Consider the following 12,148-nt stretch of genomic DNA (forward strand, 5'->3'; position numbering starts at 1 on the left):
GCGCCGTGGCAGATCCTTTCGAGCGTGTCGTGGCCAAGGCGCCGCCGGTCATCGGCAGTGGTTGCACCCAGCGCTACGACCCGGAGGCGTTATCGCCCGAGCAGGGCACGGAATTCGCTGGGGCGGTGGAGTTATGGGCACAGCTGCGCCGTGAACAGGCGCCGTGCGATTCAGGCAACACCGAAGATGGCGAAAGCGAACCTGAACAGTAGTTGGCGATTGGGAGCTGACGGATGCACGCATTGATCGATCATCTGCTGCTGGGGGCGGACCCCAACGGCGAACCCAGCGTGCAGTCCCTGCGTCTTGCCAATCGGCATGGCCTGATCGCCGGCGCCACCGGCACCGGAAAGACGGTGACCTTGCAACGGCTGGCCGAGCAGTTCAGTGATGCCGGGGTCGCGGTCTTCGTCGCGGACATCAAGGGTGACCTGTGCGGGCTGGGCGCCGCGGGCTCGCCTCAAGGCAAGATCGCCGAGCGGATCGCCAGCATGCCCTGGCTCGATCATCGTCCGCAGGCGTACCCGGTCACCCTGTGGGACGTACATGGTCGTAGCGGCCATCCCTTGCGTACTACGCTGAGCGAAATGGGGCCGCTGCTGCTCGGCAATCTGCTGCAACTGACCGATAGTCAGCAATCGGCGCTCTTTGCGGCCTTCAAGGTGGCGGATCGCGAAGGGCTGTTGCTGCTCGACCTGAAAGACCTCAAGGCGCTGCTCGCCCACCTCAAGGCTGAACCACAGATGCTGGGCGAGGACAGCGCGCTGTTCACCGCGGCCTCGTCGCAGGCCTTGTTGCGGCGCCTGGCGACGCTGGAGCAGCAGGGTGCTGAAGCCTTGTTCGGCGAACCTGCATTGCAGCTCGAAGATATCCTGCAGCCGGCGCCCGACGGACGCGGTGTCATCCATCTGCTCGATGCAAGCACGCTGGTTCACGAGGCGCCCAAGGTTTACGCGACCTTTCTGCTCTGGTTGCTGGCCGAGCTGTTCGAGCAGCTTCCGGAGCGGGGCGACGCCGATAGACCAGTGCTGGCGCTGTTCTTCGACGAGGCGCACCTGTTGTTCGGTGATACGCCAAAAGCATTGCAGGAACGCCTGGTACAGGTGGTACGGCTGATTCGCTCGAAGGGCGTGGGCGTCTACTTCGTTACGCAGTCTCCGGCCGATCTTCCGGATACGGTGCTGGCTCAGCTGGGGCTGCGCATCCAGCACGGGCTGCGGGCGTTCACGGTCAAGGAGCAAAAGGCGCTGCGCTCGGTGGCGGACGGCTTTCGCGCCAACCCGGAATTCTCGACGCTCGATGTGCTGACCCAGCTTGGAATCGGTGAGGCGCTGGTCGGTGGTCTCGAGGAAAAGGGAACCCCAGCGATGGTGCAGCGCGTCGCGATCGCTCCGCCGCAGTCGCGCATTGGTCCGCTGAGCGAACCCGAACGCGCGGCACTTATCGCGCGCTCCGGTCTTGGCCGTCGCTACGACAAGCCCTTCGATCGGGAGTCGGCCTACGAGATGCTGAGTGCCCGGGCAACGCAGAACGTCGAGCAGGAGCGTGAAACTGCAAACAAGCCTCGTCGCGAGACGAACAAGACTGGCAGTGAATTGAGTGATTTAGCTGGCCGTGTAGTGAAGAGTGCGCTGAGCCAGGCCGCGAACCAGTTGGGGCGGCAGTTGGCCAGAGGTTTGCTGGGCTCTTTATTGGGCGGCAAGCGCTGACGGTTTCGTTCCGGCCGCAATTCACGCACTGCGTATGTTCGTACGCTTGAGATGCTGCGGTTAGGCCGGCGGTGTAATCGCGCCGTCACAATCGGCACGCTTCGCCTGTTCCAGCTTTTGAACTTCCTGTTGAAAAACCTGATCGAGCACGGTGGGCTTCTTTCGCCACGGTTTGCGTTCGGGCTCGCGTTCAGCGGCGTAAGTGGTTATTTCACCACCGTAGATATTGGTAAAACGCTGAGCCTGGCGCTCGAGTTCTGCGCGCAGTTCGTCTTTGGTCACGTAATAAAACCTGTGTTGGATGATTTGAATTGAGACGTGGCAGTCAGCAAATGATTGCATGGCCAGTTTGTAACCACTGTTTGCCGGCTGCATGGCCAGCATATGCCTGCAAGAAATGAGGTCAATTTAAAAGATTTAAACAATTGCGGAGCAAGCGGCAAAAGCGAGGACTGGTTCGAAAAAAAACGTCATGCCGATGAGTTGCGAAGTATGCCTCGCTATCCTTTACCGGGCCAGGAAAAAGAAAACCCGCCGAAGCGGGTTTTCCTCAATGCACCGAGAACAACTATCGCGCCACTTTGGCCTCGTTGCTCTGTTCGGCGCGTCCGTAAACATCGTCGAAGCGCTCGATATCGTCCTCACCCAGATAGCTGCCGGACTGGACTTCGATGATTTCCAGCGGAATCTTGCCCGGGTTGGCGAGGCGATGCACCGAAGTGATCGGAATATAGGTCGACTGATTCTCGGTGAGCAGGAACGTCTTGTCGTTGCAGGTTACCTGAGCGGTGCCGGATACCACGATCCAGTGCTCGGCACGGTGGTGGTGCATCTGCAGCGAGAGGCTGGCGCCCGGATTCACGCAGATGCGCTTGACCTGGAAGCGACCGCCCATGTCCACCGAGTCGTACCAGCCCCAGGGGCGGTACACGGCGCAGTGGTTCTTGGTCTCGCTGCGCTCCTGGGCGTCGAGCTTGCTGACCAGTTTCTTGACGTCCTGCACCTTGTCCTTGTGCGCAACCATCATGGCGTCTTTGGTTTCCACGACCACGATGTCTTCCAGGCCCAGCACCGTGACCAGCTTGCCATTGCCGTGGACCAGGCAATTGCGCGAGTCCTCGGCGATCACGTCGCCTTTGAGCACGTTGCCATTCTGATCCTTCTCGTGCACGTCCCAGATCGACGACCAGGAGCCGACATCGCTCCAGCCGGCGGACATCGGAACCACACAGGCCAACTGAGTCTTTTCCATCACGGCGTAGTCGATGGAGTTGTCCGGGCAGCAGGCGAAGGTGGCCGGATCGATCAGCACTTCGTCGCCGTTCTTCACGCTGCGCTCGAGCGCGACCCAGCAGGTGTCGTAGATGTCCGGGTCGTGCTTCTTCAGTTCATCCAGGAAGACACTGGCGCGGAACAGGAACATGCCGCTGTTCCAGTAATAGTCGCCGGACTCCAGGTAGCTCTGGGCGCGCGCTTCGTCCGGCTTTTCGACGAACTGGGCGACGCGCTTGATGCCATCCGGCAGACCGGTATTGGCGTCCTGGCTGCCACGGATGTAGCCGTAGCCGGTTTCGGGACGGGTCGGCGGCACGCCGAAAAGCACCATTTCACCGTTCTCGGCGGCATTGGTGGCCAGCGCCAGGGAGCGCTGGAAGGCTTTCTGGTCTTCGATCACATGGTCAGCCGGCAGGACCAGCAGCAGCTCGTCGCGGCCTTCCTCGATCAGCTTCATCGCGGCGATGCCGATGGCGGGTGCCGTGTTGCGACCGAAAGGCTCGAGCAGCAGGCCCTGGACGCCCAGCTTGCGAGCCGCCAGCTGCTCCTTGACGATGAAGCGATGGTCCTTGTTGCACACCAGCAAAGGCTGCTGCATTCCGTCGAAGGCCAGGCGCTCGACAGTCTGCTGGAACAATGTCTGTTCGCCAGTCAGTGCAAGGAACTGCTTGGGGAACGACTTGCGGGAGAGGGGCCACAGTCGGGAGCCGCTACCACCTGAAAGAATAACCGGGATCATATTGCTTCTCCTGAATCGTTTCGAAGGTCGTTCTACTTGTTCGATGGGGCAGCCCATCTGGCTGCACCGCTCGTTTCGTGTTCATTCGCGAGGGAATCGCCGGAACGAAATCCGCTCTGTCCCGAAGCGCTGCTCCGGGATTGGAAATCTGTATTCATTGGTTCGCTGAGTTACCGGACCATCGCGCTCAGGCCGTGGCTATCTGTTGCGCGCTGCCAGTGAATGCGTGCCTGTGGCCGACCAATGACGAGTTGACTGACGCCATCGTCGGGAGTGGTGCGTGGCGTATGTTGCGCGTCCAATAGGGGCGGTGCGTTTGCATGGCCGTAACCCTCTGTTCGTGCCTTGCTCGGCGTTTGTCATGCGAGGTGCCGCGCTGGCACTGCTCGACGCCTCGGCCATTGGCCTGATGCCCGGCAGCATCGCTGCTCGAGGTTGCGCTACCGCCGGGGTCGCGGTGCGACCGGGAACGGAGCGGTTTGCAAGTCTGATTACCCTATGCACGTTCATGTGCGACGTCCCTTTCCACCTGGAATTGTCGGTACGCGCTTATGATTGCCAGCTGTGCTCGATAGTTCCCGCGCCGACTACCGTTGATCGGTGAGTTTTTTCGACGGGTTCTCGGTGTGTGGTCGACGGCGGGGCTGGACTCGACGAGCCTGCGAGAGGGGCTGGCTGGGATGCGGGAGCGGAGTGGGAGATGGATGGCGTGACGTCGCGCCATCCACTGAAGCCGGATTACTGGTCGCTGGCGTCGCGCAGGAAAACCAGGTGATCGGCAGAGGAGTCGTTCGCGCTGTAGCGGTAGCCTTCGTAGTCGAATGCCGACAGCTGATCGGGGGTGCTGATGCGCTCCTTGATGATCCAGCGAGCCATCAGGCCTCGTGCCTTCTTCGCATAGAAGGAGATGATCTTGTATTGGCCGTTCTTCATGTCCTTGAAATCGACATTGATGATGCGCGCATTCAACGCATTGCGTTTGACCGCGCTGAAGTATTCGTTGGACGCCAGGTTGAGCAGCACGTCATCGCCCTGATCGGCGAGCGCTTCGGTCAGCCAGTCGCTGATACGTTCGCCCCAGAAAGCGTATAGATCCTTGCCGCGGGGGTTGGTCAGCTTGGTGCCCATCTCCAGGCGATAGGGCTGCATGAGGTCCAGCGGCCGCAGCAGGCCATAGAGTCCAGAGAGCATGCGCAGGTGCTTCTGCGCGAACAGCAGGTCGTCTTCGGTGAAGTCATCGGCGTTGAGTCCGGTATAGACGTCACCCTTGAACGCAAGCAGCGCCTGCTTGGCGTTGCTCGGGGTGAACGCCGGTGTCCAACTGCCGTAGCGAGCAACGTTCAACGCTGCCAGCTTGTCGGAGAGGTGCATCAGTTCGCTGATCTGCGCCGGCGAGTAGCGACGAAGCAATTCGATCAACTGCTGTGAGTGGTCGAGGTACTGGGGCTGGGTGAAGCGTTCGGTTATCGGGGGCGTGTCGTAATCGAGTGTCTTGGCCGGGGAAATCACCATCAGCATGCAAGGTCTCCTTTCTGATGGCGCGATTGTAGGGGCACGGCCGGCGAGTCTCCAGCTATGGGCGTCATAGCCTCTGGTGTTGACCTTGCCCGTGGGGCAAGGCGCAAGCTAGTGCCAGTCGAGTTAGGAGTTCGTATGTCTGACTGCAATCACGCGCAATGGCAACCGCCACATGATTACCGCCCGCTCGAGCGCCGCTCGGAACGGCGGACATGGGCGGTGGTGATTCTCACCGGTCTGACGATGCTGCTGGAGATCGCCGCCGGTTACTGGTTCAACTCCATGGCATTGCTCGCCGATGGCTGGCACATGGCCTCGCACATGGTCGCTATAGGCCTCGCGGCGCTCGCGTATCTGTTGGCGCGGCGCTATGCAGCGGACCATCGTTTCACGTTCGGCACCTGGAAGATCGAGGTGCTGGCCGGTTTCGCCAGCGCGCTGCTGCTGGTGGTGGTGGCCCTGTTCATGATCGGTGAGTCGTTGCTGCGCTTCTGGGCGCCGGCGGCGATCGGCTTCGATGAGGCGCTGGTGGTTGCGGTCGTCGGCCTGCTGGTGAATCTGTTATCGGCCTGGTTGCTGCGGGACCAGCATGATCACGGCCACGGCCACGGCCACGGCCACGGCCACGGCCACGGCCACGGCCACGGCCACGGCCACGGCGATGATGCCCATAGCCATGCTGAGCGGGGTCATGCGCACGCACACGGTGCGCCAGGCAAGGACCTCAACCGCCATGCAGCCTTCATCCATGTGTTGACCGATGCCCTGACCTCGGTGGCGGCCATCATCGCCTTGCTGGGCGGCAAGCTCTTCGGCTGGGGCTGGCTTGACCCGGCGATGGGCATCATCGGCGCCCTGGTGATTCTCGTCTGGGCCCGCGGTCTGTTGAGCGATACGGCCAAGGCGCTGCTGGACCGTGAGATGGATGACCCGCTGGTGGGCAAGGTGCGCGAGGCGCTTGAACGGGTGCCCGACACGGAGGTCACCGACCTGCATCTGTGGCGTGTGGGGCGATCGCAGTACAGCTGCATCCTGAGCGTGGTGACGCATCAGCCCCACACGGCCGACCGCTACAAGGCGGCGCTGCAACCCTTTGCGCAGCTGGTGCACATCACCGCCGAAGTGAATCGCTGCGGCGAAAGCGCGCACCTTGATTCTCGACAATAACGCGCAGGAAAGCCGCGAGCCAAGGCCCTGTGGTCGATTCGTGAAAAAAAGCCGTGTTCAACGGAAAAGTCTTTTGCCTGTCATAAGTTTTACGGTATTACCAAGTTCAGACCGCCGAACCCTGCGACACAGGTGGCGGCTCCTGGGCAGCCCCGAATCCACCGGCTTCCCTCGTCCGCTCATCCCCAATCGCACGGCGGTCACTCTGCGGCGGAGCGCTTATCCGCTTCGCTTCTGACCCTAGAAGAAGGTGATCGGTATGGATGACTACGGCAGATCTCGCGCCACCCAGCCCACGCTCTACGTCCTCGACACGAACGTCCTGATACACGATCCCAACGCCTTGCTGAATTTCCAGGAACACCAGGTCGCCATTCCCATGACCGTGCTGGAGGAGCTCGATCAGCTCAAGACCGGCAAGCACAGCGTGGCGGCCGAGTGCCGCCAGGCGATCCGCCTGATCGACAAGCTGCTGGGCGATGCCACGCCGGAAGAAGTCGAGTTGGGTGTGCCGATCCAACGTGGCAAGAGCGGCCCATCCGGCAGCCTTTCGATCCTGATGAGCAAGGGCGGCGACTCCATCGCACTCCCGGAAGACCTGAACGACAACAAGATCATCAATCAGGTGGTCAGGCTCAGCAAACAGCGGCCCGAGGTCCCCGTGGTGTTGGTGACCAAGGACATCAACATGCGCCTGAAGGCGCGAGCCTGCGGGGTGGCGGCCGAGGATTACCACACCGATCAACTGGTCGACGACATCGGCCAGCTATCGCGGGGCTATCACAGTGTCAGTGGATCCTTCTGGGACCGGGTGAGCAAGGTGGAGACCCACCAGGGCCATGGGCGCACCTGGCATCGCGTCCAGCTGATCGACAACCTGCCGGCGGTGCACATCAACGAATTCATCATCGACGAGCAGGGCTTCGTGGGTTGGATCAAGGGCATCAAGGCCGATGAGCTGCTGCTGCTCGACCTGCATCAGGAGCCATTGCTGCACCAGGAAGCCTGGGGGTTGCGCCCGCGTGATATCCATCAGGCGCTGGCATTGTTCGCCTTGCTCGATCCGGATATCCATCTGGTCAACCTGTCCGGCGCCGCCGGCTCGGGCAAGACCATTCTGGCGCTGGCGGCGGCCATCGAGCAGACCGTGGTCAGCAAGCGCTACCGGCGCATCATTGCCACCCGCAGCGTGCAGGGGCTGGACGAAGACATCGGCTTCTTGCCCGGCACCGAGGCCGAGAAGATGGAGCCCTGGCTGGGGGCGATCACCGACAATCTCGAAGCGCTGCACATGGACGACGAGAACACCCACGGCAGCATCGATTACATCCTGCAGAAGGTGCCGTTGCAGTTCAAATCGCTGAACTACATCCGCGGCCGTAGCTTCCAGCAGAGCCTGATTCTGATCGACGAGTGCCAGAACCTGACGCCGCACCAGATGAAGACCATCATCACCCGTGCGGGCAACGGCTCGAAGGTGGTCTGTCTCGGCAACCTGGCGCAGATCGATACGCCCTATCTGTCCGCGACCAGCTCCGGGTTGACCTACCTCACCGAACGCTTCAAGGACTTCTCCCACGGCGTCCATATCACCCTGCAGGGTGTGCCGCGCTCGGTACTGGCGGAGTACGCCGAAGCGCACATGTAAGCAGCGGCGTGCAGTCAGCGATGCCCGGTCGTACCTCTTATGGGGGCGGGCTCATCGCTGACGGCTGGGGTAGACTCCTGATTTTCAGATCAGGAGCGCCGAATGCTCACCCATCTCGATTCTCAAGGCCGGGCCAGCATGGTCGACGTCACCGACAAGGCCGTGACGGCGCGCGAAGCCGTGGCCGAGGCGCGCGTCCGCATGCTGCCGCAGACGCTTCAGCTGATCCAGCAGGGCGGCCATCCCAAGGGCGACGTGTTCGCCGTCGCACGCATCGCCGGCATCCAGGCGGCGAAGAAAACCCATGAACTGATTCCGCTCTGTCACCCGCTGCTGCTGACCAGCATTAAGGTCGAGCTCCAGGCCGATGGCGAAGACAGCGTCCTGATCCGAGCGGTATGCAAGCTGGCGGGGCAGACGGGCGTGGAAATGGAAGCGCTGACCGCTGCCAGCGTCGCGGCGTTGACCATCTATGACATGTGCAAGGCCGTTGACCGCGGCATGGTGATCGAAGGGGTGCGCCTGCTGGAGAAGCTGGGCGGCAAGAGTGGGCATTGGCAGGTGCAGGCATGATTTCGATTCAGTTCTTTGCCCGTTATCGGGAAACCCTAGGCAGCGATGGCGAGCGCATCCAATGGGATGAATCGTTCGGCAGTGTGGATGATGTACGCCAGTACCTCCTGGCGCGCGGTGGCGTCTGGGAGGTACTCGGCGAGCAGAATCTGATGTGCGCGCGCAATCAGGAGCTGTGTGGCCTCGATGAAGCCGTTGTCGATGGCGACGAGGTGGCCTTCTTTCCTACCGTGACCGGAGGTTGAGCATGGCGGTTCGTGTTCAACAGGGCTCGTTCGATCCCGGCGCGGAGCTGAACGCGCTGCATGCCGCCAATCTGGGAATCGGCGCGGTCGCCGGCTTCGTCGGCTACGTGCGGGACTTCAATGACGGGCAGGATGTGGCCGGCATGTTTCTCGAGCATGCGCCCGGTATGACGGAAAAAGCGCTGGAGAAGATCGTGCAGGAGGCCGAACAGCGCTGGCCGTTGCTGCGCCTGGATGTACTGCACCGGGTCGGCCCGCTGGAGCCGGGCGAGCCGATCGTGTTCGTCGGGGCCGCGAGTGCGCATCGCGACGCCGCCTTCGACGCCTGCCGCTTCGTCATGGACTACCTGAAAACCCGGGCGCCATTCTGGAAGAAGGAAAACACCGCGGCCGGCCCGCGCTGGGTGGAAGGCCGTGCCAGTGATCAGTTGGCGGCCGAGCGTTGGAACGAGAAAAGCTGAGCCTTCAATAGAAGGTGATGTACATCTTAAAGGCCAGCGTGGAAAACATCGTGAGAATGCCGAGGCTCAGCAGTCCGACGCCCCATTGCTTGTCCCGGTAGTTGAAGCCCACGCAGAGCAGAACGAAACCGATGACGATGAGCGTCAGGAGCCAGTGCATGCTGTCCATCGGTGAACCTCCGAATACTGATACCTGGCTACAACTCTAGCCGCTTCGGCTGGGCCCCGGCCTGATTCAGGTCATCTGCGGGCGCGCGTGGTGCCGCAGCGCGGACGGACGCGGCAGCGGCACCGCGTCCATGAAGCACTCGTCAGCGGGAACGCGGCACCGGGGCGAGCAGTTCCGCCGGTGGCATTTCGCACTGAATCTTGCGGCCGATCAGCGCCTCGATGGGTGGCAGGGCGAAGGCATCGTCCTCCCCGGCGAAGCTGATGGAGGTGCCGCTGGTGCCGGCGCGGCCGGTGCGACCGATGCGATGGACGTAATCGTCCGGGTCTTCAGGCAGGGTGAAGTTGATCACATGGCTGATGCCGTCGACGTGAATGCCGCGACCGGCGACGTCGGTGGCGACCAGCACGCGAATCTTGCCCTCGCGAAAGCCCTCCAGCGTGCGGATGCGCTTGTGCTGCGGGACGTCGCCGGACATCTGCGCTGCACTGATGCCATCCTTGGTCAGGCGCTCTTCGATGCGTCGTACTTCGTCCTTGCGATTGGCGAAGACCATTACCCGCGTCCAGTCGTTCTGGGTGATCAGGTTGTACAGCAGCTTGTACTTGTCGCTGCCGGCAACGGCATAGACGTGCTGCTCGACGGTATCGCTGGCCACGTTCTCCGGTTCGATCTCGACCACGGCGGGGTTGGTCGTCCACTGCTGCGCCAGGTTCATCACGTCGTCGGTGAAGGTGGCGGAAAAGAGCAGGGTCTGGCGTTCGCTCTTGGGTGGCGTCTGCCTGATGATCTGGCGGACCTGCGGGATGAAGCCCATGTCGAGCATGCGGTCGGCTTCGTCGAGAACCATCACCTCGACCATGTCCAGATGGACTTCGCCGCGCTGGTTGAAGTCCAGCAACCGGCCAGGGGTAGCCACCAGGATGTCGCAGTAGCGCGACTCCAGCTGCTTGAGCTGCTTGTCGAAATCCATGCCGCCGACAAAGCTCATCACGTTGAGTCCGGTGTACTTGGTCAGGTCCAGCGCATCGTTGGCGATCTGCACCACCAGTTCGCGAGTCGGAGCGATGATCAGGGCACGCGGCTCGCCCATGTAGCGTTCCTTGGGCGGTGGCGTTTCCAGCAGCTGGGTGATGGTCGAGATCAGGAAGGCCGCCGTCTTGCCTGTGCCGGTCTGTGCACGGCCGATGGCATCGCGGCCCTTGAGCGTGTAGCCCAGCACCTGTGCCTGGATCGGTGTGCAATAGGGGAAGCCCAGGTCATGGATCGCGTGCATCAGCTCCGGTGCGAGCTTGAAGTCATGAAAGCGGGTCTTGCCTTCGGCCGGCTCGACTACGAAGTCTTCCAGCTTCCAGGCCGGCGCGGCGGGTTTCGGCGGTTTGCTGCTGCGCTGGCGACGCGGTTTGTCGGCGCTGCGCTGGGAGGGTTGCGGCTTGGACTGGGTTTCGTCCGTCGCGCCCGGCTGCGTCACGGGGTCGGGTTGCCGTTCGGTAGTGGCAGATGGGGCGCCGGTGGGTATGCCGGCCCGCTCGTCCGGGGCCTTGCCAAAGATTTTCTTGAGTGCTTTGAGCACGGTCTTCTCGTCGTCGAATTGGGAAAGAATCGCGCGTCAGTGTAATGCAAGACGCAAACCTGGCGAAGCCTCCCGCCCCGGCGGGGTCGGCCGGCGCGGTGGCACCGGTCGACGAAGGCAGGCGTGGCGCGGCGCGCCGCCTGCCACGATTGCCGCACGCCTGGCTTGCGCTCGATGCGCCGGGTCAGCCAAGGCGTTCGGCGAGCCAGGTGCCGATGTCACGGATTTCCTCCGGCAGTACCTCATGGCCCATCGGGTAATCGCGCCAGGTCGCGGCGACGCCGGCGCCCTGCAGAGCCTGATAGGCCGCATGGCCCATCACCATGGGCACGACATCGTCGCGGCTGCCGTGCAGGCATAGCACCGGATACCGCAGCGCGGTTGGGGAGAACGCCGGGGGCTCGGTAAAGGTAGGCGCATAGGTCGAAAGCGCGATGACGCCACCCAGCGGCCCCTGCCAGCGCAGAAACGCGGTGTGCAGCACAACCGCGCCCCCTTGGGAGAAGCCGGCAAGGAAGATGCGTGCCGGATCGATTCCTGCGTCACGTTGCGCCTCGATCAGCGAGATGACCTGCTGTGCCGAAGCCTCCAGTTGCTCGCGATCGATCGCGCGGGCTGGGCTCATGGTGAGGATGTCGTACCAGCTCGGCATGCTCCATCCGCCGTTGATGGTCACCGGCCGTGTCGGCGCCTGGGGTAGCACAAAGCGTGTGCTGTGCAGGCGCTGTTGCAGGGCCTCGGCCACCGGCAGGAAGTCATAACGGTCTGCGCCCAGGCCATGCAGCCAGATGACGCACGCGTCTGCGCTGGCGGTGGGTTCGAGGATCAGCGGTTCGCTCATGGATCGGCTCCAGTTCAGGGCAAGTCGCCTCGTCTTGGGGCAGGCGGGCGAGGAAATAGCGCGAGGGTACTCGCTCCTGCGACCGGATTGAACCCGCCCTAGAGCGTGGCGGGGCGGCGTCGCATCGAGCTGGTATGCCGCTTGCTTTGGCTGCCTGGCTCTGAACGGAACGGCCCTGGCGAGCGGGGCCGAGGCAGTGGAATAAAGAACATTGCCGATCATAAACGGAC

Annotated in this window: 13 protein-coding genes; 7 read left to right on the top strand and 6 right to left on the bottom strand. The window is 62.5% G+C overall.

What is annotated here, in order from left to right:
• The first annotated feature begins 5 nt into the window (after window positions 1–5).
• On the top strand, window positions 6–212 hold the full coding sequence (locus ACVRRC_RS06530) for a hypothetical protein (protein WP_017244357.1): 207 nt from the start codon (window positions 6–8) through the stop codon (window positions 210–212).
• Window positions 213–233: 21 nt separating this feature from the next.
• Window positions 234–1,709, top strand: coding sequence for a helicase HerA-like domain-containing protein (locus ACVRRC_RS06535; protein ID WP_472996778.1), 1,476 nt, complete (start codon window positions 234–236; stop codon window positions 1,707–1,709).
• 60 nt (window positions 1,710–1,769) lie between these two features.
• Here the strand turns inward: ACVRRC_RS06535 and ACVRRC_RS06540 are convergent, their stop codons facing one another.
• The 3 genes from ACVRRC_RS06540 to yaaA form a co-directional block, all read right to left on the bottom strand.
• Window positions 1,770–1,991: a hypothetical protein gene (locus ACVRRC_RS06540; protein WP_014596020.1), complete on the bottom strand. Its 222-nt coding sequence runs from the start codon at window positions 1,989–1,991 to the stop codon at window positions 1,770–1,772.
• Window positions 1,992–2,277: 286 nt separating this feature from the next.
• Window positions 2,278–3,723, bottom strand: a complete 1,446-nt coding sequence (locus tag ACVRRC_RS06545) for a mannose-1-phosphate guanylyltransferase/mannose-6-phosphate isomerase (protein WP_013982027.1) — start codon at window positions 3,721–3,723, stop codon at window positions 2,278–2,280.
• 738 nt (window positions 3,724–4,461) lie between these two features.
• Window positions 4,462–5,241, bottom strand: coding sequence for a peroxide stress protein YaaA (yaaA, locus tag ACVRRC_RS06550; protein WP_017244355.1), 780 nt, complete (start codon window positions 5,239–5,241; stop codon window positions 4,462–4,464).
• A 135-nt stretch (window positions 5,242–5,376) separates the two neighbouring features.
• On the opposite strand from yaaA, the gene dmeF reads away from it, so the two are divergent.
• The 5 genes from dmeF (at window position 5,377) to moaE (ending at window position 9,335) form a co-directional block, all read left to right on the top strand.
• Window positions 5,377–6,408 carry a CDF family Co(II)/Ni(II) efflux transporter DmeF gene (gene dmeF, locus ACVRRC_RS06555; RefSeq protein ID WP_472996779.1) on the top strand — a complete coding sequence of 344 codons (1,032 nt, stop codon included), beginning with the start codon at window positions 5,377–5,379 and terminating at the stop codon, window positions 6,406–6,408.
• Between the two features lie 259 nt (window positions 6,409–6,667).
• The gene (locus ACVRRC_RS06560; RefSeq protein WP_011912354.1) at window positions 6,668–8,056 is read left to right on the top strand and encodes a PhoH family protein; all 1,389 of its coding nucleotides are present in this window, start codon (window positions 6,668–6,670) and stop codon (window positions 8,054–8,056) included.
• Between the two features lie 102 nt (window positions 8,057–8,158).
• Window positions 8,159–8,629, top strand: a complete 471-nt coding sequence (moaC, locus tag ACVRRC_RS06565) for a cyclic pyranopterin monophosphate synthase MoaC (RefSeq protein WP_014596023.1) — start codon at window positions 8,159–8,161, stop codon at window positions 8,627–8,629.
• Window positions 8,626–8,874, top strand: a complete 249-nt coding sequence (locus tag ACVRRC_RS06570; RefSeq protein WP_011912356.1) for a MoaD/ThiS family protein — start codon at window positions 8,626–8,628, stop codon at window positions 8,872–8,874. Before moaC ends, ACVRRC_RS06570 begins: the two co-directional genes overlap by 4 nt.
• Window positions 8,875–8,876: 2 nt before the next feature.
• Window positions 8,877–9,335: a molybdopterin synthase catalytic subunit MoaE gene (gene moaE, locus ACVRRC_RS06575; RefSeq protein WP_014596024.1), complete on the top strand. Its 459-nt coding sequence runs from the start codon at window positions 8,877–8,879 to the stop codon at window positions 9,333–9,335.
• Window positions 9,336–9,339: 4 nt separating this feature from the next.
• Here the strand turns inward: moaE and ACVRRC_RS06580 are convergent, their stop codons facing one another.
• The 3 genes from ACVRRC_RS06580 to ACVRRC_RS06590 all read right to left on the bottom strand — a co-directional run bounded on the left by ACVRRC_RS06580 (window position 9,340) and on the right by ACVRRC_RS06590 (window position 11,918).
• A complete protein-coding gene (locus ACVRRC_RS06580) occupies window positions 9,340–9,504 on the bottom strand; it encodes a hypothetical protein (protein WP_014596025.1) in 165 nt (54 codons plus the stop codon).
• A 142-nt stretch (window positions 9,505–9,646) separates the two neighbouring features.
• Entirely contained in the window at window positions 9,647–11,077 is a 1,431-nt protein-coding gene (gene rhlB, locus ACVRRC_RS06585) for an ATP-dependent RNA helicase RhlB (protein WP_041771663.1), read from the bottom strand.
• Window positions 11,078–11,261: 184 nt separating this feature from the next.
• A complete protein-coding gene (locus ACVRRC_RS06590) occupies window positions 11,262–11,918 on the bottom strand; it encodes an alpha/beta hydrolase (protein WP_125882387.1) in 657 nt (218 codons plus the stop codon).
• Between the last annotated feature and the right edge of the window lie 230 nt (window positions 11,919–12,148).

The organism is Stutzerimonas sp. LR2, assembly GCF_055755175.1.

Bases quoted from the DNA above. Each gene is read 5' to 3' on its own strand.
- ACVRRC_RS06535 (WP_472996778.1), top strand. From the start codon at position 234: ATGCACGCATTGATCGATCATCTGCTGCTGGGGGCGGACCCCAACGGC.
- ACVRRC_RS06570 (WP_011912356.1), top strand. From the start codon at position 8,626: ATGATTTCGATTCAGTTCTTTGCCCGTTATCGGGAAACCCTAGGCAGC.
- ACVRRC_RS06545 (WP_013982027.1), bottom strand. From the start codon at position 3,723: ATGATCCCGGTTATTCTTTCAGGTGGTAGCGGCTCCCGACTGTGGCCC.
- moaE (WP_014596024.1), top strand. From the start codon at position 8,877: ATGGCGGTTCGTGTTCAACAGGGCTCGTTCGATCCCGGCGCGGAGCTG.
- ACVRRC_RS06560 (WP_011912354.1), top strand. From the start codon at position 6,668: ATGGATGACTACGGCAGATCTCGCGCCACCCAGCCCACGCTCTACGTC.
- moaC (WP_014596023.1), top strand. From the start codon at position 8,159: ATGCTCACCCATCTCGATTCTCAAGGCCGGGCCAGCATGGTCGACGTC.
- ACVRRC_RS06580 (WP_014596025.1), bottom strand. From the start codon at position 9,504: ATGGACAGCATGCACTGGCTCCTGACGCTCATCGTCATCGGTTTCGTT.
- yaaA (WP_017244355.1), bottom strand. From the start codon at position 5,241: ATGCTGATGGTGATTTCCCCGGCCAAGACACTCGATTACGACACGCCC.
- ACVRRC_RS06590 (WP_125882387.1), bottom strand. From the start codon at position 11,918: ATGAGCGAACCGCTGATCCTCGAACCCACCGCCAGCGCAGACGCGTGC.
- dmeF (WP_472996779.1), top strand. From the start codon at position 5,377: ATGTCTGACTGCAATCACGCGCAATGGCAACCGCCACATGATTACCGC.